Source organism: Prauserella isguenensis (assembly GCF_014191605.1).
Classification (GTDB): Bacteria; Actinomycetota; Actinomycetes; order Mycobacteriales; family Pseudonocardiaceae; genus Prauserella; species Prauserella isguenensis.
In genome coordinates this window covers 85,601-98,694 of the sequence record NZ_JACHWU010000008.1, presented here as the reverse complement: position 1 = coordinate 98,694, position 13,094 = coordinate 85,601, and the positions used below count along the sequence as shown (strand labels likewise).

At 70.8% G+C, this 13,094-nt stretch carries 11 protein-coding genes; 9 read left to right on the top strand and 2 right to left on the bottom strand.

The features are described from left to right. The first annotated feature begins 176 nt into the window (after window positions 1-176). The 4 genes from cmk (at window position 177) to FHS23_RS21350 (ending at window position 4,028) form a co-directional block, all read left to right on the top strand. The gene (gene cmk, locus FHS23_RS23430) at window positions 177-881 is read left to right on the top strand and encodes a (d)CMP kinase (protein WP_183659017.1); all 705 of its coding nucleotides are present in this window, start codon (window positions 177-179) and stop codon (window positions 879-881) included. Continuing rightward, on the top strand, window positions 878-1,561 hold the full coding sequence (locus FHS23_RS21360; RefSeq protein WP_425501162.1) for a lysophospholipid acyltransferase family protein: 684 nt from the start codon (window positions 878-880) through the stop codon (window positions 1,559-1,561). Before cmk ends, FHS23_RS21360 begins: the two co-directional genes overlap by 4 nt. Before the next feature lie 2 nt (window positions 1,562-1,563). Continuing rightward, the gene (gene der, locus FHS23_RS21355; RefSeq protein WP_183658944.1) at window positions 1,564-3,009 is read left to right on the top strand and encodes a ribosome biogenesis GTPase Der; all 1,446 of its coding nucleotides are present in this window, start codon (window positions 1,564-1,566) and stop codon (window positions 3,007-3,009) included. Between the two features lie 116 nt (window positions 3,010-3,125). Further along, complete coding sequence (locus FHS23_RS21350) at window positions 3,126-4,028, top strand: proteasome assembly chaperone family protein (RefSeq protein WP_183658942.1); 903 nt, start codon at window positions 3,126-3,128, stop codon at window positions 4,026-4,028. A gap of 71 nt (window positions 4,029-4,099) precedes the next feature. On the opposite strand, the gene FHS23_RS21345 is transcribed toward FHS23_RS21350, so the two are convergent. Together FHS23_RS21345 and aztA are read right to left on the bottom strand one after the other, a co-directional pair. Beyond that, window positions 4,100-5,395: a benzoate/H(+) symporter BenE family transporter gene (locus FHS23_RS21345; protein WP_183658940.1), complete on the bottom strand. Its 1,296-nt coding sequence runs from the start codon at window positions 5,393-5,395 to the stop codon at window positions 4,100-4,102. Between the two features lie 178 nt (window positions 5,396-5,573). Continuing rightward, window positions 5,574-6,380 carry a zinc ABC transporter ATP-binding protein AztA gene (gene aztA, locus FHS23_RS21340; protein ID WP_183658938.1) on the bottom strand — a complete coding sequence of 269 codons (807 nt, stop codon included), beginning with the start codon at window positions 6,378-6,380 and terminating at the stop codon, window positions 5,574-5,576. Between the two features lie 66 nt (window positions 6,381-6,446). Between aztA and aztB the strand changes: the two genes are divergently transcribed. The 5 genes from aztB to htpG all read left to right on the top strand — a co-directional run bounded on the left by aztB (window position 6,447) and on the right by htpG (window position 12,812). After that, window positions 6,447-7,313 carry a zinc ABC transporter permease AztB gene (aztB, locus tag FHS23_RS21335; protein WP_183658936.1) on the top strand — a complete coding sequence of 289 codons (867 nt, stop codon included), beginning with the start codon at window positions 6,447-6,449 and terminating at the stop codon, window positions 7,311-7,313. An 8-nt stretch (window positions 7,314-7,321) separates the two neighbouring features. Then, window positions 7,322-8,494, top strand: a complete 1,173-nt coding sequence (locus tag FHS23_RS21330) for a hypothetical protein (protein ID WP_221219908.1) — start codon at window positions 7,322-7,324, stop codon at window positions 8,492-8,494. After that, the gene (gene aztC, locus FHS23_RS21325) at window positions 8,491-9,426 is read left to right on the top strand and encodes a zinc ABC transporter substrate-binding protein AztC (RefSeq protein ID WP_183658934.1); all 936 of its coding nucleotides are present in this window, start codon (window positions 8,491-8,493) and stop codon (window positions 9,424-9,426) included. Before FHS23_RS21330 ends, aztC begins: the two co-directional genes overlap by 4 nt. A gap of 63 nt (window positions 9,427-9,489) precedes the next feature. Further along, window positions 9,490-10,683 (top strand): zinc metallochaperone AztD, encoded by a 1,194-nt coding sequence (aztD, locus tag FHS23_RS21320; protein WP_183658932.1) that lies wholly within the window; start codon window positions 9,490-9,492, stop codon window positions 10,681-10,683. Between the two features lie 173 nt (window positions 10,684-10,856). After that, the gene (htpG, locus tag FHS23_RS21315) at window positions 10,857-12,812 is read left to right on the top strand and encodes a molecular chaperone HtpG (RefSeq protein ID WP_183658931.1); all 1,956 of its coding nucleotides are present in this window, start codon (window positions 10,857-10,859) and stop codon (window positions 12,810-12,812) included. Window positions 12,813-13,094 lie beyond the last annotated feature (282 nt).

The following is a 13,094-nucleotide window of genomic DNA, read 5'->3' as shown; positions in this document are numbered from 1 at the left end:
ACGGCGCCCGCGGCAGATGCCGACAGCACGGCGACAGCAGCACGAGGACAGCAGCACGGCGGCGACACCGGGACGACGGCAGCGTGGTCGTGGGTGAACGTGTCCCGCGGACCGAAGCGGCTGCGGAAACACAGGCGAGTAGCGAGGAGCAGTCGGTGACGGGAGCCCTACGCGGTGTGGTCGCCCTCGACGGGCCGTCGGGGACGGGTAAGACCACGGTGGCGCGGAAACTGGCGGCCGAGCTCGGCGCCGGGTACCTGGACACGGGCGCGATGTACCGCGTGGTGACGCTGGCGGTCCTCGACGCGGGTGTCGACCCGCACGACGCCGACGCGGTCGTTGCGCTCGCCCGGTCGGTGCGGCTCGACGTGTCGACCGACCCCGCCAGTCCCGGCGTGCGGCTCGACGGCACGGACGTGGGCGAGGCGATCCGCACCCCGCGGGTCGACGCCGCCGTGTCGGCCGTGTCGGCCGTGTCGGATCTGCGGGACCTGCTGGTGCAGCGGCAGCGGGCACTCATCGAGGAGACGGCCCGGGACGGGGGCGGTGTCGTCGTCGACGGACGTGACATCGGCACCGTCGTGGCCCCGGACGCGCCGCTGAAGGTGTTCCTCACCGCCTCACCGGAGGTGCGTGCCGCGCGCCGCGGAGCCCAGGACACCGCTGCCGGCCGGGAGGCCGACCAGGCCACGGTGCTGGCGTCGGTCCAGCGGCGCGACCGGTTGGACTCGGGCCGGGCGGCGTCGCCGCTGCGGCCGGCCGAGGACGCGGTCGAGTTCGACACGTCGGAACTGTCGATCGACCAGGTGCTGGCGGCGCTGACCGAGCTGGCGGGCACCCGCGGACTGCTCGACGAGGGCGTGGCGGAGCCGTGCCGGTGACCGGACCCGCGGGCCCCACGGGATCCGGCGAGCTGCCGGACGGTGCCGTGCCATGGCTGCACGACCTGGGCCGCACGATCGCGCGGCACCTGTACCGCCCCGCGTACCGGCTGCGCGTCGCGGGGATGGAGCGCGTACCGCGGACAGGGGCCGTAGTGCTCGTCGCCAACCACAGCACGATGATCGAACCGCAGCTGCTGTTCGGCCTCGTGCCCCGGCGCTCGGTGTTCCTGGTCAAGGACGAGATGTTCGACGCCGCGGCGGGGCCGTGGCTGCGGCGGCTCGGTCAGGTCCCGGTGACCAGGGGAGCGCCCGACCGCACGGCGCTGACGACGGCGACCGGCGTGTTGTCGCGCGGAGGGCTCGTGGGAGTCTTTCCCGAGGGCACTCGCGGTGCGGGTGAGGTGACCTCGGCGCACCACGGTGCGGCGTGGCTGGTGCGCAACTCCGGCGCCACGGTGCAGCCGGTGGCGGTGCGGGGCACGCTCCGCCCACCGGAACTGCAGCGCAGGCGGCTGCGCCCCGCGGTGGACGTGGTCGCGGGGGAACCGTTCACACTGGAGGTCGGCCGCGGCCGCAGCGGGCTGGCCGACGCGACCGAGCACATCCGCGGGACGCTCGCCGATCTGGTCTCCCGTGTCGACGAGACCAGGCACAGCGACAGGGAAGAGAAACAGTAGCGATGACCGAAGCAGACGGCACGGCCTCCGGCGAGGTCGACGGCACCTGGTCCGACGAGGCCGAGTTCGCCCGCCTCGACGAGCTGGGCGCCCAGTCCGGGACCGGCGACGAGGAGGTCGTGGGCACGCAGCCTGTGCTGGCCGTGGTCGGCAGGCCGAACGTGGGCAAGTCGACGCTGGTCAACCGGATCCTGGGCCGCCGCGAGGCGGTCGTGCAGGACGTACCGGGTGTGACGCGCGACCGGGTGGCCTACGACGCCCTGTGGGGCGGCAGGCGGTTCACACTCGTCGACACCGGCGGCTGGGAACCGGACGCCGACGGGCTGCAGGGATCGGTGGCCGCGCAGGCCGACCTGGCGATGTCCACATCGGACGCGGTGCTGCTCGTGGTGGACGCGACCGTCGGGGCGACCGCCACCGACGAGGCAGTCGCGAAGGTGCTGCGCCGATCGAAGCGGCCGGTGATCCTCGCGGCGAACAAGGTCGACGACCAGCGGCTGATCGCCGAGACGGCGTCCCTGTGGTCGTTGGGCCTCGGCGAGCCGCACCCGGTGAGTGCGCTCCACGGCCGCAGCTCCGGCGACCTGCTCGACACGATCCTGGAGGTGCTGCCGGAGGCGCCGCGGGAGCGGCGAGCGCCGGTCGCCGGGCCGCGCCGGGTGGCCCTCGTCGGCAAGCCCAACGTCGGGAAGTCGAGCCTGCTCAACAAAATCACCGGCGAAGAGCGGTCCGTTGTGGACGATGTGGCGGGCACGACCGTCGACCCGGTCGACTCGCTCGTCGAACTCGACGGGCAGGACTGGCGGTTCGTGGACACTGCGGGCCTGCGCAAGCGGGTCCAGACGGCCAGCGGTATGGAGTACTACGCGTCGCTGCGGACGAAGACCGCGATCGACGCGGCCGAAGTGGTGATCGTGCTGCTGGATGCGAGCGAGCCACTGTCCGAACAGGACCTGCGGGTCATCACGATGGTCTCGGAGGCAGGCCGCGCGCTCGTGCTGGCGTTCAACAAGTGGGACCTGGTCGACGACGACCGCAGGCATCAGTTGGAGCGGGAGATCGACCGCGGGCTCGTGCGCGTGCCGTGGGCCGAACGGGTCAACGTGTCGGCGTTGACGGGGCGCGCGGTGCGCAAGCTCGCACCGGCGTTGCGGACCGCGCTCGAATCGTGGGACCAGCGGGTACCCACGGGGCAGCTGAACAGCTGGCTGTCCGACCTGGTCGCGGCGACGCCCCCGCCGGTACGGGGCGGCAAGCAGCCGAAGGTGCTCTTCGCGACCCAGGCGGGAATCCGGCCGCCTACTCTGGTGTTGTTCACAACGGGCTTCCTCGAGGCCGGCTACCGTCGGTTCGTCGAGCGCAAGTTCCGGGAGCGATTCGGGTTCCCCGGCTCACCGGTGCGGATCAACGTGCGGGTGAGGGAGAAGAAGCCGAGGAAGCAGCGGTAGCGACGGTGCCGCAGGGGCGCCGGCGACCACCCATCGCGGCTGGTGTGTGCCCCGTTTCCCGACGGCCGGGCAGCGTGGAGGCGCGGACGCGATGGGGCCGAGGAGGAGGTGGCGACATGACCGATGCGGACGAGTTGTACGTGGTCGATTCCGACGTTCCGGTGCTCGACGGTGCGGTCCTGCTGTACCACCTGGACGGTTACGTGGACGCGGGTAACGCGGGTGAGCTGCTCGCCGAGCACCTCACGGAGACGTTCGACGCCCCCGTGGTGGCGCGGTTCGACGTGGACCGGCTGATCGACTACCGGTCGCGGCGGCCCGCTATGACGTGGGACGGCGACGGCTGGGCCGACTACCAGGTGCCGGAGCTGACGGTGCGGTTGCTGCACGACGCCGACGAGACGCCGATGCTGCTGCTCACAGGGCCGGAACCGGACCGTGAGTGGGAGCTGTTCGCCGAGGCGGTCCGCAGGCTCGTGGAGCGGTGGAAGGTCCGGCTGAGCGTCCAGTTCCAGGGGATTCCGATGGCCGTGCCGCACACGAGGCCCCTCGGCGTGACGGCGCACGCGACGCGGACGGAGCTGGTGCGCCAGTTCAGCCCGACGTTCAACCGGGCTCAGGTCCCGGGCAGCGCGGAGGCGCTCGTCGAGTTCCGTCTGGGTCAGGCGGGTCACGACGCGGCGGGGTTCGCCGCGCACGTGCCGCACTACCTGTCGCAGTCGCGCTATCCGGCTGCGGCCTTGACGCTCGTCGACGCCGTGCAGAAGGTCTCGGGCCTGCAGCTGCCCGACGACGCGCTGCGTGAGGCGGCGCGACGCGCCGAGGTCGAGGTCAACCGTCAGGTCGAGGAATCGGACGAGGCGGCGAACGTGGTGCACTCGCTCGAGGAGCAGTACGACGCGTTCACCTCGTCGGAGGACAACCTGCTGGTGGGGGACACCGAGATGCCGACCGGTGACGACCTGGCCACCGAGTTCGAGCGGTTCCTCGCACAGCAACCCGGCACCGAGCAGGACTGACCGCAGGACGGCGGGCCCGGCGGCGCAGTCGCGTCCCCGGGTCCGCCGTCGCGTCGGTTCCGCGGCTCGACTCAGCCGGCCGGTTCGCCGGCTCGGCTCGCCCGGTCTGCGGTGAAGTCGGCCCGTTCCATGAGGGCCGACACGGCGAGCCCGGCCACCAGGCCCCAGAAGGCGGCGCTGATGTTGAGCGGCTCGACGTCGGAGACGGTGACGACGAAGGCGACGAGTGCGCCGAGGGTGAAGCGCCCGCCGAAAGCGCTGACGAACGCCCCCTGGAGTGCGCGGAGCATGGCGAGGCCACCGAGGACGGCGATGAACGCTTCCGGGGTCGCGAGCATGAGCTGCACGAACGCGGGCGCGAGCAGCCCGACGAGCATCGCGAGCACTCCGCACATCATGCCGGCGATGTAGTGGCGGTGGCGTTGTCCGGAGGCGGTGAGCAGGGCGTTCGTCGGTCCGGTGAGGCACGTCGACACGGCGCCCACGGCGGCGGCGGGCAGTGACCACAGGCCGCAGGCCACCGTGGCGACGTTGACCGGCGGTTCGTGACCCGCTTGTTTGAGCACGGCGATGCCCTGGCCGTTCTGCACCACCAGCACGGTGATGGCCAGCGGAACGACGAGTTCGAAGACCGCCTGCCAGGACCACTGCGGTGCCTGCAGCATCGGCTGGGCCAGCCATCCCGCGTCGCCCGCCGGGTCGAACCGGCCGGACAGTGCGACGGCCGCGACACCTGCGAGCAGCGCGCCGAGGATCGGCGGGATTCGTTTCCCGAGGCCGGTCACGACACTGAGCAGCAGGAACACGGCCACCATCGGAACGGCGACACTCGGGTCGACGCCGAACGCGCCGACGAGGTCGAGCCCGAACTGTAGGAAGACGCCCGCGACCATCGCCATGACGATCGGCATCGGCAGCGCCGACATCACGCGCCGTACCCAGCCGGTGAGCCCGACGACGAGGATCAGCGCCGCGGTGACGACGAACGCGCCGAGCACCTCGGCCCACGTGAGGCGACCGAGCGAATCGCCCACCACGACCGTGCCGGGGATGGTCCAGAAGAACGCGAGCGGCTGTCGGTAGAGCCACGACGCGAGCAGGGTCAGCAGACCGTTGAGGAAGAAGATGCCGAAGATCCACGACGACAGTTGCGCGGTCGACAGACCTCCGGACACCCCGACGGACATGATCACCGCGATCGGGCCGGTGGCGGCGAACACCATGCCGACCAGGCCGTTGGTGAAGTACGCGGCGCCGGAGTCGCGTCGCAGCGTGCGCAGGTCCGGCAGTGGGCGTGGCGGGCGTTCGAACCGGTGCGGGGGCGGGCAGGCGGGAACGGCCGTCGCGTCGCCGTCGGTCGTGGTCATGCGGCCCTCCTCGGTCGCGTACCCGTGGTCGTGCCCCGGCGGTCGGGAAGCGATCACCCTGTCGCCGTACGCATACTGAACACTGGGGCGCACAGCGTACACACCTTGTGGGAAGTGACACGAGGTGCAACCGGGGGAGACCCGCGCCTCACGGCCCCGGATTCCCCGCCGTGAGGAGCTATCGGCCGCGGTAGCGGTCCAGGCCCCAGGCGTGGTCGACGGTGTCGTGTGTGAGGACCTCCTCCGGTCTGCCCTCGGCGACGACGCGTCCGCCGGAGAGCAGGACGCAATGGTCGGCGCGATCGGCGTCGGCGAGGTCGTGCGTCACGTGCACGGCCGCGGTGCCGTCGTCGGCGGAGCGGCGTAATGCGGCCGCGATCGCGTCCCTGGCGGCGACGTCGAGGCCCGCGGTGGGTTCGTCCAGGAGGAGGACGGCCGAGTGCTGGACGAGTCCCTGCGCGACGAGTGCCCGCTGCCGCTGCCCGCCCGAGAGGGAGCTCAGCCGCCTGCGTGCGAGGTCGGCGATGCCGAGACGATCGAGTGCGTCGTCGACCAGCCGGTGATCGTCTCGGCGCAGCCTGCGCCACGGTCCGCGGTGCGCCCATCGGCCCATGCGCACGACCTCCCGCACCGTGATCGGGAGCTGGTCGGGGACACCCGAGTGCTGGACGACCAGCGCCGGCCTGCCCTTCGGCGGCAGCGTCACCCTTCCCGACGTGGTCCGGACCACTCCGGCGATCACCCCGATCATGGTCGACTTCCCGGCCCCGTTCGGCCCGACGATCGCCGTGACGGCGCCGCGCGGGATCAGTGCGCTCACGTTCTGCAGGACGTCCGCACCGTCGTAGCCGGCGGAGACGTCGTCGAGCATCACGCCGGCCGGACCGGAGGGCACCGCCGTGGGGCCGGCTCCGGGTGACGAGCCGGTGCGTTCGTCCGCGGCGTCGCCCGTCTCCTGCGCGGCCTGCGTCCTGGCCTGTGTCATGGCTCTCCTCGACCGTTCTGCCACCTGGATTGAAATGAAATTCGTTTTCAGTTTAGGCTACCGCGTGTGGAGTGGTTGATCACGCCGTTCGAGGTCTCGTTCGTTCAGCGGGCGCTGTGGGGAGGCGTACTCGTCTCGGCGATCTGCGCACTCGCCGGCACGTGGGTGGTCGTGCGCGGCATGGCGTTCCTCGGTGAGGCGATGGCGCACGGCATGCTGCCGGGAGTCGCCGTCGCCTCACTGGGGGGCGGGAACCTGATGCTCGGCGGGGCGCTGAGCGCCGCCGCGATGGCTTGCGGTGTCACGATGCTCGGCCGGTCCCGGAGGTTCGCTCAGGACACCGCGATCGGGCTGCTGTTCGTCGCCATGCTCGCGATCGGCGTGATCATCGTGTCGTACTCGGGATCGTTCGCCGTCGATCTCACGAGCATCCTGTTCGGCGACGTCCTCGCCGTGCGATCGCGCGACCTGCTGCAACTCGTCGCCGCGCTCGCGCTCGCCGCCGTCGTGTGCGCCGGCGGACACCGGGCGTTCGTCGCGCTGAGCGTGGACCGGCGCACGGCGACCGCGCTCGGTCTGCGGCCGCGGGTGGCACACGGAGCGTTGCTGCTGTTGCTGACGCTGGCCATCGTGTCCTCGTTGCACGTCGTCGGCACGTTGCTGGTGGTCGGGTTGCTCGTCGCCCCGCCGGCCGCGGCGATGTTCTGGGCCGATCGGATTCCGCTGGTCATGCTCGGCGCCGGGCTCATCGGCACCGCGGCGACGGCCGTCGGACTGCTCGTCTCGTGGCACGCCGGCACCGCCGCGGGAGCGACGATCGCGCTCGTCGCCGTGGCACTGTTCGGCCTCTCCGCGCTGCTCTCCCGGCTGCGCCCGCGCCACCGCGCGCCGCGCAGCACCCTCCCCGAATCAGTTCCGGAAAGGACACTGTGACATCACGTGTGAGAACGACAATGCGCGGCCCGCGCGCCGCGGCGGCGCTCACCACAGTCCTCTGTGGAGTGACGCTGGCCGGCTGCGGAGGTGAAGCGGGCCATACTGGGGCGCCCGCCACCAGTACACCCCACGGCTACGTCGAAGGCGCCGAGGAGGCCGCCGAACCCCAGTCGCGGCTCGTGGTCGCCGACGGCGACGGACGGGGGGTGCGGGTGCTGGATCTGCTCAGCGGTGACGTGACCGAGCTGCCGGGCGACGGTGCGGTCACCGGCGCCGTCACCGACGGCAGGTTCGCGTTCCTCTCGGGCGGGAACCGCACCCGCGTGATCGACAGCGGTGTGTGGACCGTCGAACACGGCGACCACAACCACTACTACCGCACCGATCCCGGCGGTGCCGGCGCCGTCGACGGCACCGTCACGGGCGCATGGTCCGACAGCGCACTCGTCGCGCTCGCCCGCGACGACGGCACGACAGTGCTGCTCGACCGAGAGGCACTCGAATCCGGCGAGGTCGACGAGCGTGACACCGTCGACGGCGTCGCGGTGCCCTACGAGCAGCACGTCGTCGTGGCCGGTGGTGACGGGATCGCCGTGCGGGAACGCGACGGCGGCAAGGTCTCCGACGTCGACGCCACCTGCGAGGACCCGGGCAACGCCGCCGTGACCAACCGCGGCGTCGTGTTCGGCTGTGCCGGCGGCGCGGTGCTCGTCGACTCCGACGACGGCGAGTTCACGGGCGAAGCGGTTCCGTACCCGGACGGCGGTCCCGACGCGGGCGCGTTCCGGCAGCGTCCCGGGGCCGAGACGCTCGGTGCGGTCGCGGCCCGCGACGGCGCCTGGCTGTTCGACGCCGCCGAGCCCGCGTGGACACTCGCGAAGACCGGACCCGCCGCGGCGGCGGCCGCCACGGGCCCGGACGGCCCGTTGCTGGTCCTCACCGAGGACGGTGTCCTGCACGCCCACGACGCGGAGACCGGCGAGGAGACCGCGACGACGCGGCTCCTGGACGGCGACGTGCCCGACGGGGTCACCATCACGGTCGACACCGACCGCGCCTACGTCAACGATCCCGCGGCGGCGACCGTGCACGAGGTGGACTACCGCGACGACCTGCGGGTCGCCAGGACGTTCGACACCGACGTCACGCCCTCGCTGCTCGTGGAAACAGGCCGATGAGGGCGCGGGGCGGAGGTCGGCTCGCGGCCGTGACGACGGCACTGCTGTCGGTGTGCGCGCTGGTGCTGACCGGCTGTTCCTCCGCGGGAGCCGGCAACGGCGGGATCGTGGTGACGACGAACATCCTCGGCGACGTCGCCCGCGAGATCGCCGGGGACGAGGCGGAGGTGACGGTGCTCATGAAGCCCGGTGCCGATCCGCATTCGTTCGCGATCTCGGCCAGGGAGTCGGCGGTCGTGGAACAGGCGGGCCTGCTCGTCCACAACGGGCTCGGCCTGGAAGAGGGGGTCCAGCGCAACGTCGACGCCGCGGTCGAGTCGGGCGTGCCGGACCTCGCAGTGGCCGAGCGCGTCGATCCGATCCGCTTCTCCGGTGGCGACTCGGACGGCGAGGCCGATCCGCACTTCTGGACGGATCCCCGCCGCATGCGTACCGCCGTCGAACGCATCACCGACCGTATCGTGTCCGATGTGGACGGAGTCGACGAGCAGGCGGTGCGCGCCAACGCGACGGCGTACCTGGCGAAGCTGGACGAGCTCGACGAGTGGATGACACGACGGTTCGACCGGATTCCCGACGACCACCGCACGCTGGTGACCAACCACCACGTGTTCGGCTACCTCGCGCAGCGGTACGGGTTCACCGTGCTCGGAGCGGTGATCCCCAGCGGTACGACGTTGGCCTCGCCCAGCGCCTCGGATCTCGAAGACCTGGCGGGCACGGTCCGGGAGGCCGGTGTTCCGGCGATCTTCGCGGACTCGACCCAGCCGGATCGGCTCGCGAACGTGCTGGCCGACCGGGCGGGCGTCGACGTGCAGGTGCGCTCGCTGTTCACCGAATCGCTCACCGGCCCCGACGGGGGCGCACCGACGTATCTGGCGATGATGCGCGCCAATACCGACGCCATCGTCGACGGCCTCACCGGCGCATGACCTCCCGCGCCGGGTCGGACCATGCCGCGGACCCGAATCCGGTTCCCACGAGAAGGAGAAGAGATGAGCAGTACGGCTCGGTTCAGGAGAGTCGCCGCGCTGTCGGCGGCGGCCGCGATGCTCGCGGTGAGTGCCTGCGCTGCGGACGACCAGGCGAGCGGGAGTGGAGGCGGGGGTGGTGAGCAGGGTGGTGGTGCCGACATCGCCGATCCCGTCGTCACCACCGACGACGGCGGCATCTACGTGCTGGACGGCACCACGCTCGAGGTGAAGGCCGACATTCCGCTGGAGGGCTTCAACCGGCTCAACCCCGCGGGCGACGACCGGCACGTGATGGTGTCCACATCGAAGGGCTTCCAGGTCCTCGACGCGGTAGGCGGGCAGCTGACCGACGTGACCTTCGACGGCGCGGAGCCGGGCCACGTCGTCCGGCACGCGGGCCGCACGGTGCTGTTCACCGACGGCACGGGGCAGGTGCGCAGCTTCGACCCGCACGATCTCGGCGACGGCGAACCCGAGACGACCGACTACAAGACCGAGGAACCGCACCACGGCGTGGCCGTCGAACTCGAGAACGGCGAGATGCTCGTGACGCTCGGCAACGAGGAGGAACGCAATGGCATCGCGATCCTCGACGAGAACCGGAAGGAGATCACGCGCAACGAGAACTGCCCCGGCGTGCACGGCGAGTCGGCCGCGCAGGGCGAGGCCATCGCGGTGGGCTGTGAGGACGGCGTGCTGATCTACCGGGACGGAAAGATCACGAAGGTCGACAGCCCGACCGAGTACGGCCGGATCGGCAACCAGTCCGGCTCGCCCGAGTCGCCGATCCTGCTGGGCGACTACAAGAAGGACGAGGACGCCGAACTGGAGCGGCCGAAGCAGATCTCGTTGGTCGACACCGAGAACGCCGAGCTGCAGCGGGTGGACCTGCCCGCCAGCTACACGTTCCGCTCGCTCGCGCGGGGCCCCGAGGGCGAGGCCCTGGTGCTCGGCACGGACGGCAAGATCCACGTCGTGGACCCGCAGAGCGGCGAACTGACCGAGTCCATCACGGTGCTCGACGAGGAGTGGTCCGAGCCGATCGAGTGGCAGCAGCCGCGGCCCGCCCTGTTCGTGCGCGACAACACCGCGTACGTGTCGGACCCGGAGAAGCAGCAGCTCCACGCCGTCGATCTGGAGTCGGGTGAGAAGACCGCGACCGCCGATCTCGAGGCCGCGCCGAACGAACTGAGCGGGGTCGTGCACGCGCACTGACGCCACGCAGTTCGCAGGCATCGGAGAACCCGCGCGCGTGCGGCCGGCGCCCCGCCGTCAAGGCCAGGGGCGTCGACCGCACGCGCCACCGTCGGTGGATGATGGGAGGGCGGCGCAGGCGCCGCCAACGTCACATCACGAGACATGTCGTCACCCAAGGGGGTCCATCGCCGATGGCGGAGAAGGCAGTGGAGTCGGAGCAGCAGGCCGAGACGCACGAGTTCCAGGCCGAGGCGCGGCAGCTGCTGCGACTGATGGTGCATTCGATCTATTCGGACAAGGACGTGTTCCTGCGGGAGCTGCTGTCCAACGCGTCGGACGCGCTGGACAAGGTGCGGCTCGAGTCGATGGTCGACAAGGACCTGGACGTCGACACCGACGACCTGCACATCCAGCTGGAACGCGATCCTGCCGCGCGGACACTGACCGTGCGCGACAACGGCATCGGCATGTCGCGCGACGAGGTGGTCGGCCTCATCGGCACGATCGCCCGGTCCGGCACGGCCGAGCTGCTGGAGAAGCTCAAGTCGGCCCAGGAGGCCCAGGGCAGCGACCTCATCGGGCAGTTCGGCGTCGGCTTCTACTCCGCGTTCATGGTCGCCGACAAGGTCACCGTCGTGACCCGCAAGGCGGGCGAGACCGTCGGCACCCGCTGGGAGTCCGAGGGCGAGGCGACGTACACGATCGCCGACGTGCCCGATGCCCCGCAGGGCACCGCCGTGACCCTGCACCTCAAGCCCGTCGACACCGACGACGGCATGCACGACTACACCGACACCGGCGTTCTGCGGCGGATCGTCACCCGCTACTCGGACTTCCTCGCGTGGCCGATCCGTATGGAGGTCGAGCGGGTCAAGCAGGGTGAGGACGGCGAGTCCGAGGAGACCGTCGTCGAGCCGGAGACGCTCAACTCGATGAAGGCGCTGTGGGCCCGTCCGCGCAGCGAGGTCACCGACGCCGAGTACAACGAGTTCTACAAGCACATCAGCCACGACTGGGCGGACCCGCTCGAGACGATGCGGCTGCAGGCCGAGGGCACGTTCGAGTACCAGGCACTGTTGTTCCTGCCCTCGCGTGCGCCGTTCGACCTGTTCACCCGCGAGGCGAAGCGCGGCGTGCAGCTCTACGTCAAGCGCGTGTTCATCATGGACGACTGCGAAGAGCTGATGCCCGAGTATCTGCGCTTCGTGAAGGGTGTCGTCGACGCGCAGGACCTGTCGCTGAACGTCTCGCGGGAGATCCTCCAGCAGGACCGCCAGATCCGCGCCATGCGGCGCAGGCTCGCCAAGAAGGTGCTGTCCACCGTGGCCGGTCTGGTCAAGTCGGAGGAGTCCGGGGACCGGGACAGGTACCGCACGTTCTGGAGCCAGTTCGGCACCTGCGTGAAGGAGGGACTGGTCACCGACCCGGACAGCAGGCAGGACATCCTCGAGATCGCCTCGTTCGACTCGACCCGTTCGGCCGACGAGCAGACCACCCTCGCCGAGTACGTCGCGCGTATGCCCGAGGGTCAGGAGCACATTTACTACCTGACCGGCCGTTCGCGCGAGATGGTGGAGAAGTCGCCCCACATGGAGGCCTTCACCAGCAAGGGCGTCGAGGTGCTGATCCTCACCGACCAGGTCGACGAGATGTGGGTCGACTCGGGGGCCGAGTTCCAGGGCAAGACGTTCCGGTCGATCGCCAAGGGTGAGGTGGACCTCGACGGGGACGGCGAGGCCGACGATTCGACCGACGAGGCGACGAAGGAGGAGTTCGCCGGGCTGGTGGAGTGGCTCCGCGAGACCCTGTCGGACGAGGTCAAGGACGTGCGGTTGTCGTCGCGGCTGACGACGTCGCCGGCCTGCATCGTCGGTGACGAGGGCGATCTGAGCCCCGAACTGGTCCGCATCTACCGCCAGTTGGGCCAGCCGCTGCCGGACGTCAAGCGCATCCTGGAGATCAACCCGGAGCATGCGCTCGTCGCCGGGCTGCGTGAGTCCCACGCGAAGAACGCCGACGACCCGTCGCTGCCCGACGTGGCACAGCTGCTGTACGGCACCACGCTGCTGGCCGAGGGTGAGGAGCTGCCGGACCCGCACGCGTTCGCCCAGCTACTCGCGGGCAGGCTGGCCGCCGGCCTCGGCTGAGCCGGCGAGGGCTCGGAGCCGAACACCGCGCGTACCAGCCGTAGGGGCGGGCCGGGGAACTCTGAACGCTTCCCGCGGTCGGAACTGATTGACAGTCCGACCGCTGGGAGCAGTTCAATCCCCGGCCCGCCCTTTCTCATGTTCCGATGTCCCGTCGAATGACGACGCGAAGCCAAGAGTCGGCGGAGCTGTACCGGCCGAACCATTGACCCGACGAGCCGGCTATGACATACGCGTGAGCGTCACAGATAAATTCTAACCACGGTTATATTTACGACTATA

Coding starts and splice junctions, on each gene's coding strand:
- der (WP_183658944.1), top strand. CDS start 1,564: ATGACCGAAGCAGACGGCACGGCCTCCGGCGAGGTCGACGGCACCTGG.
- FHS23_RS21350 (WP_183658942.1), top strand. CDS start 3,126: ATGACCGATGCGGACGAGTTGTACGTGGTCGATTCCGACGTTCCGGTG.
- FHS23_RS21345 (WP_183658940.1), bottom strand. CDS start 5,395: ATGACCACGACCGACGGCGACGCGACGGCCGTTCCCGCCTGCCCGCCC.
- aztA (WP_183658938.1), bottom strand. CDS start 6,380: ATGACACAGGCCAGGACGCAGGCCGCGCAGGAGACGGGCGACGCCGCG.
- aztC (WP_183658934.1), top strand. CDS start 8,491: ATGAGGGCGCGGGGCGGAGGTCGGCTCGCGGCCGTGACGACGGCACTG.
- aztD (WP_183658932.1), top strand. CDS start 9,490: ATGAGCAGTACGGCTCGGTTCAGGAGAGTCGCCGCGCTGTCGGCGGCG.
- htpG (WP_183658931.1), top strand. CDS start 10,857: ATGGCGGAGAAGGCAGTGGAGTCGGAGCAGCAGGCCGAGACGCACGAG.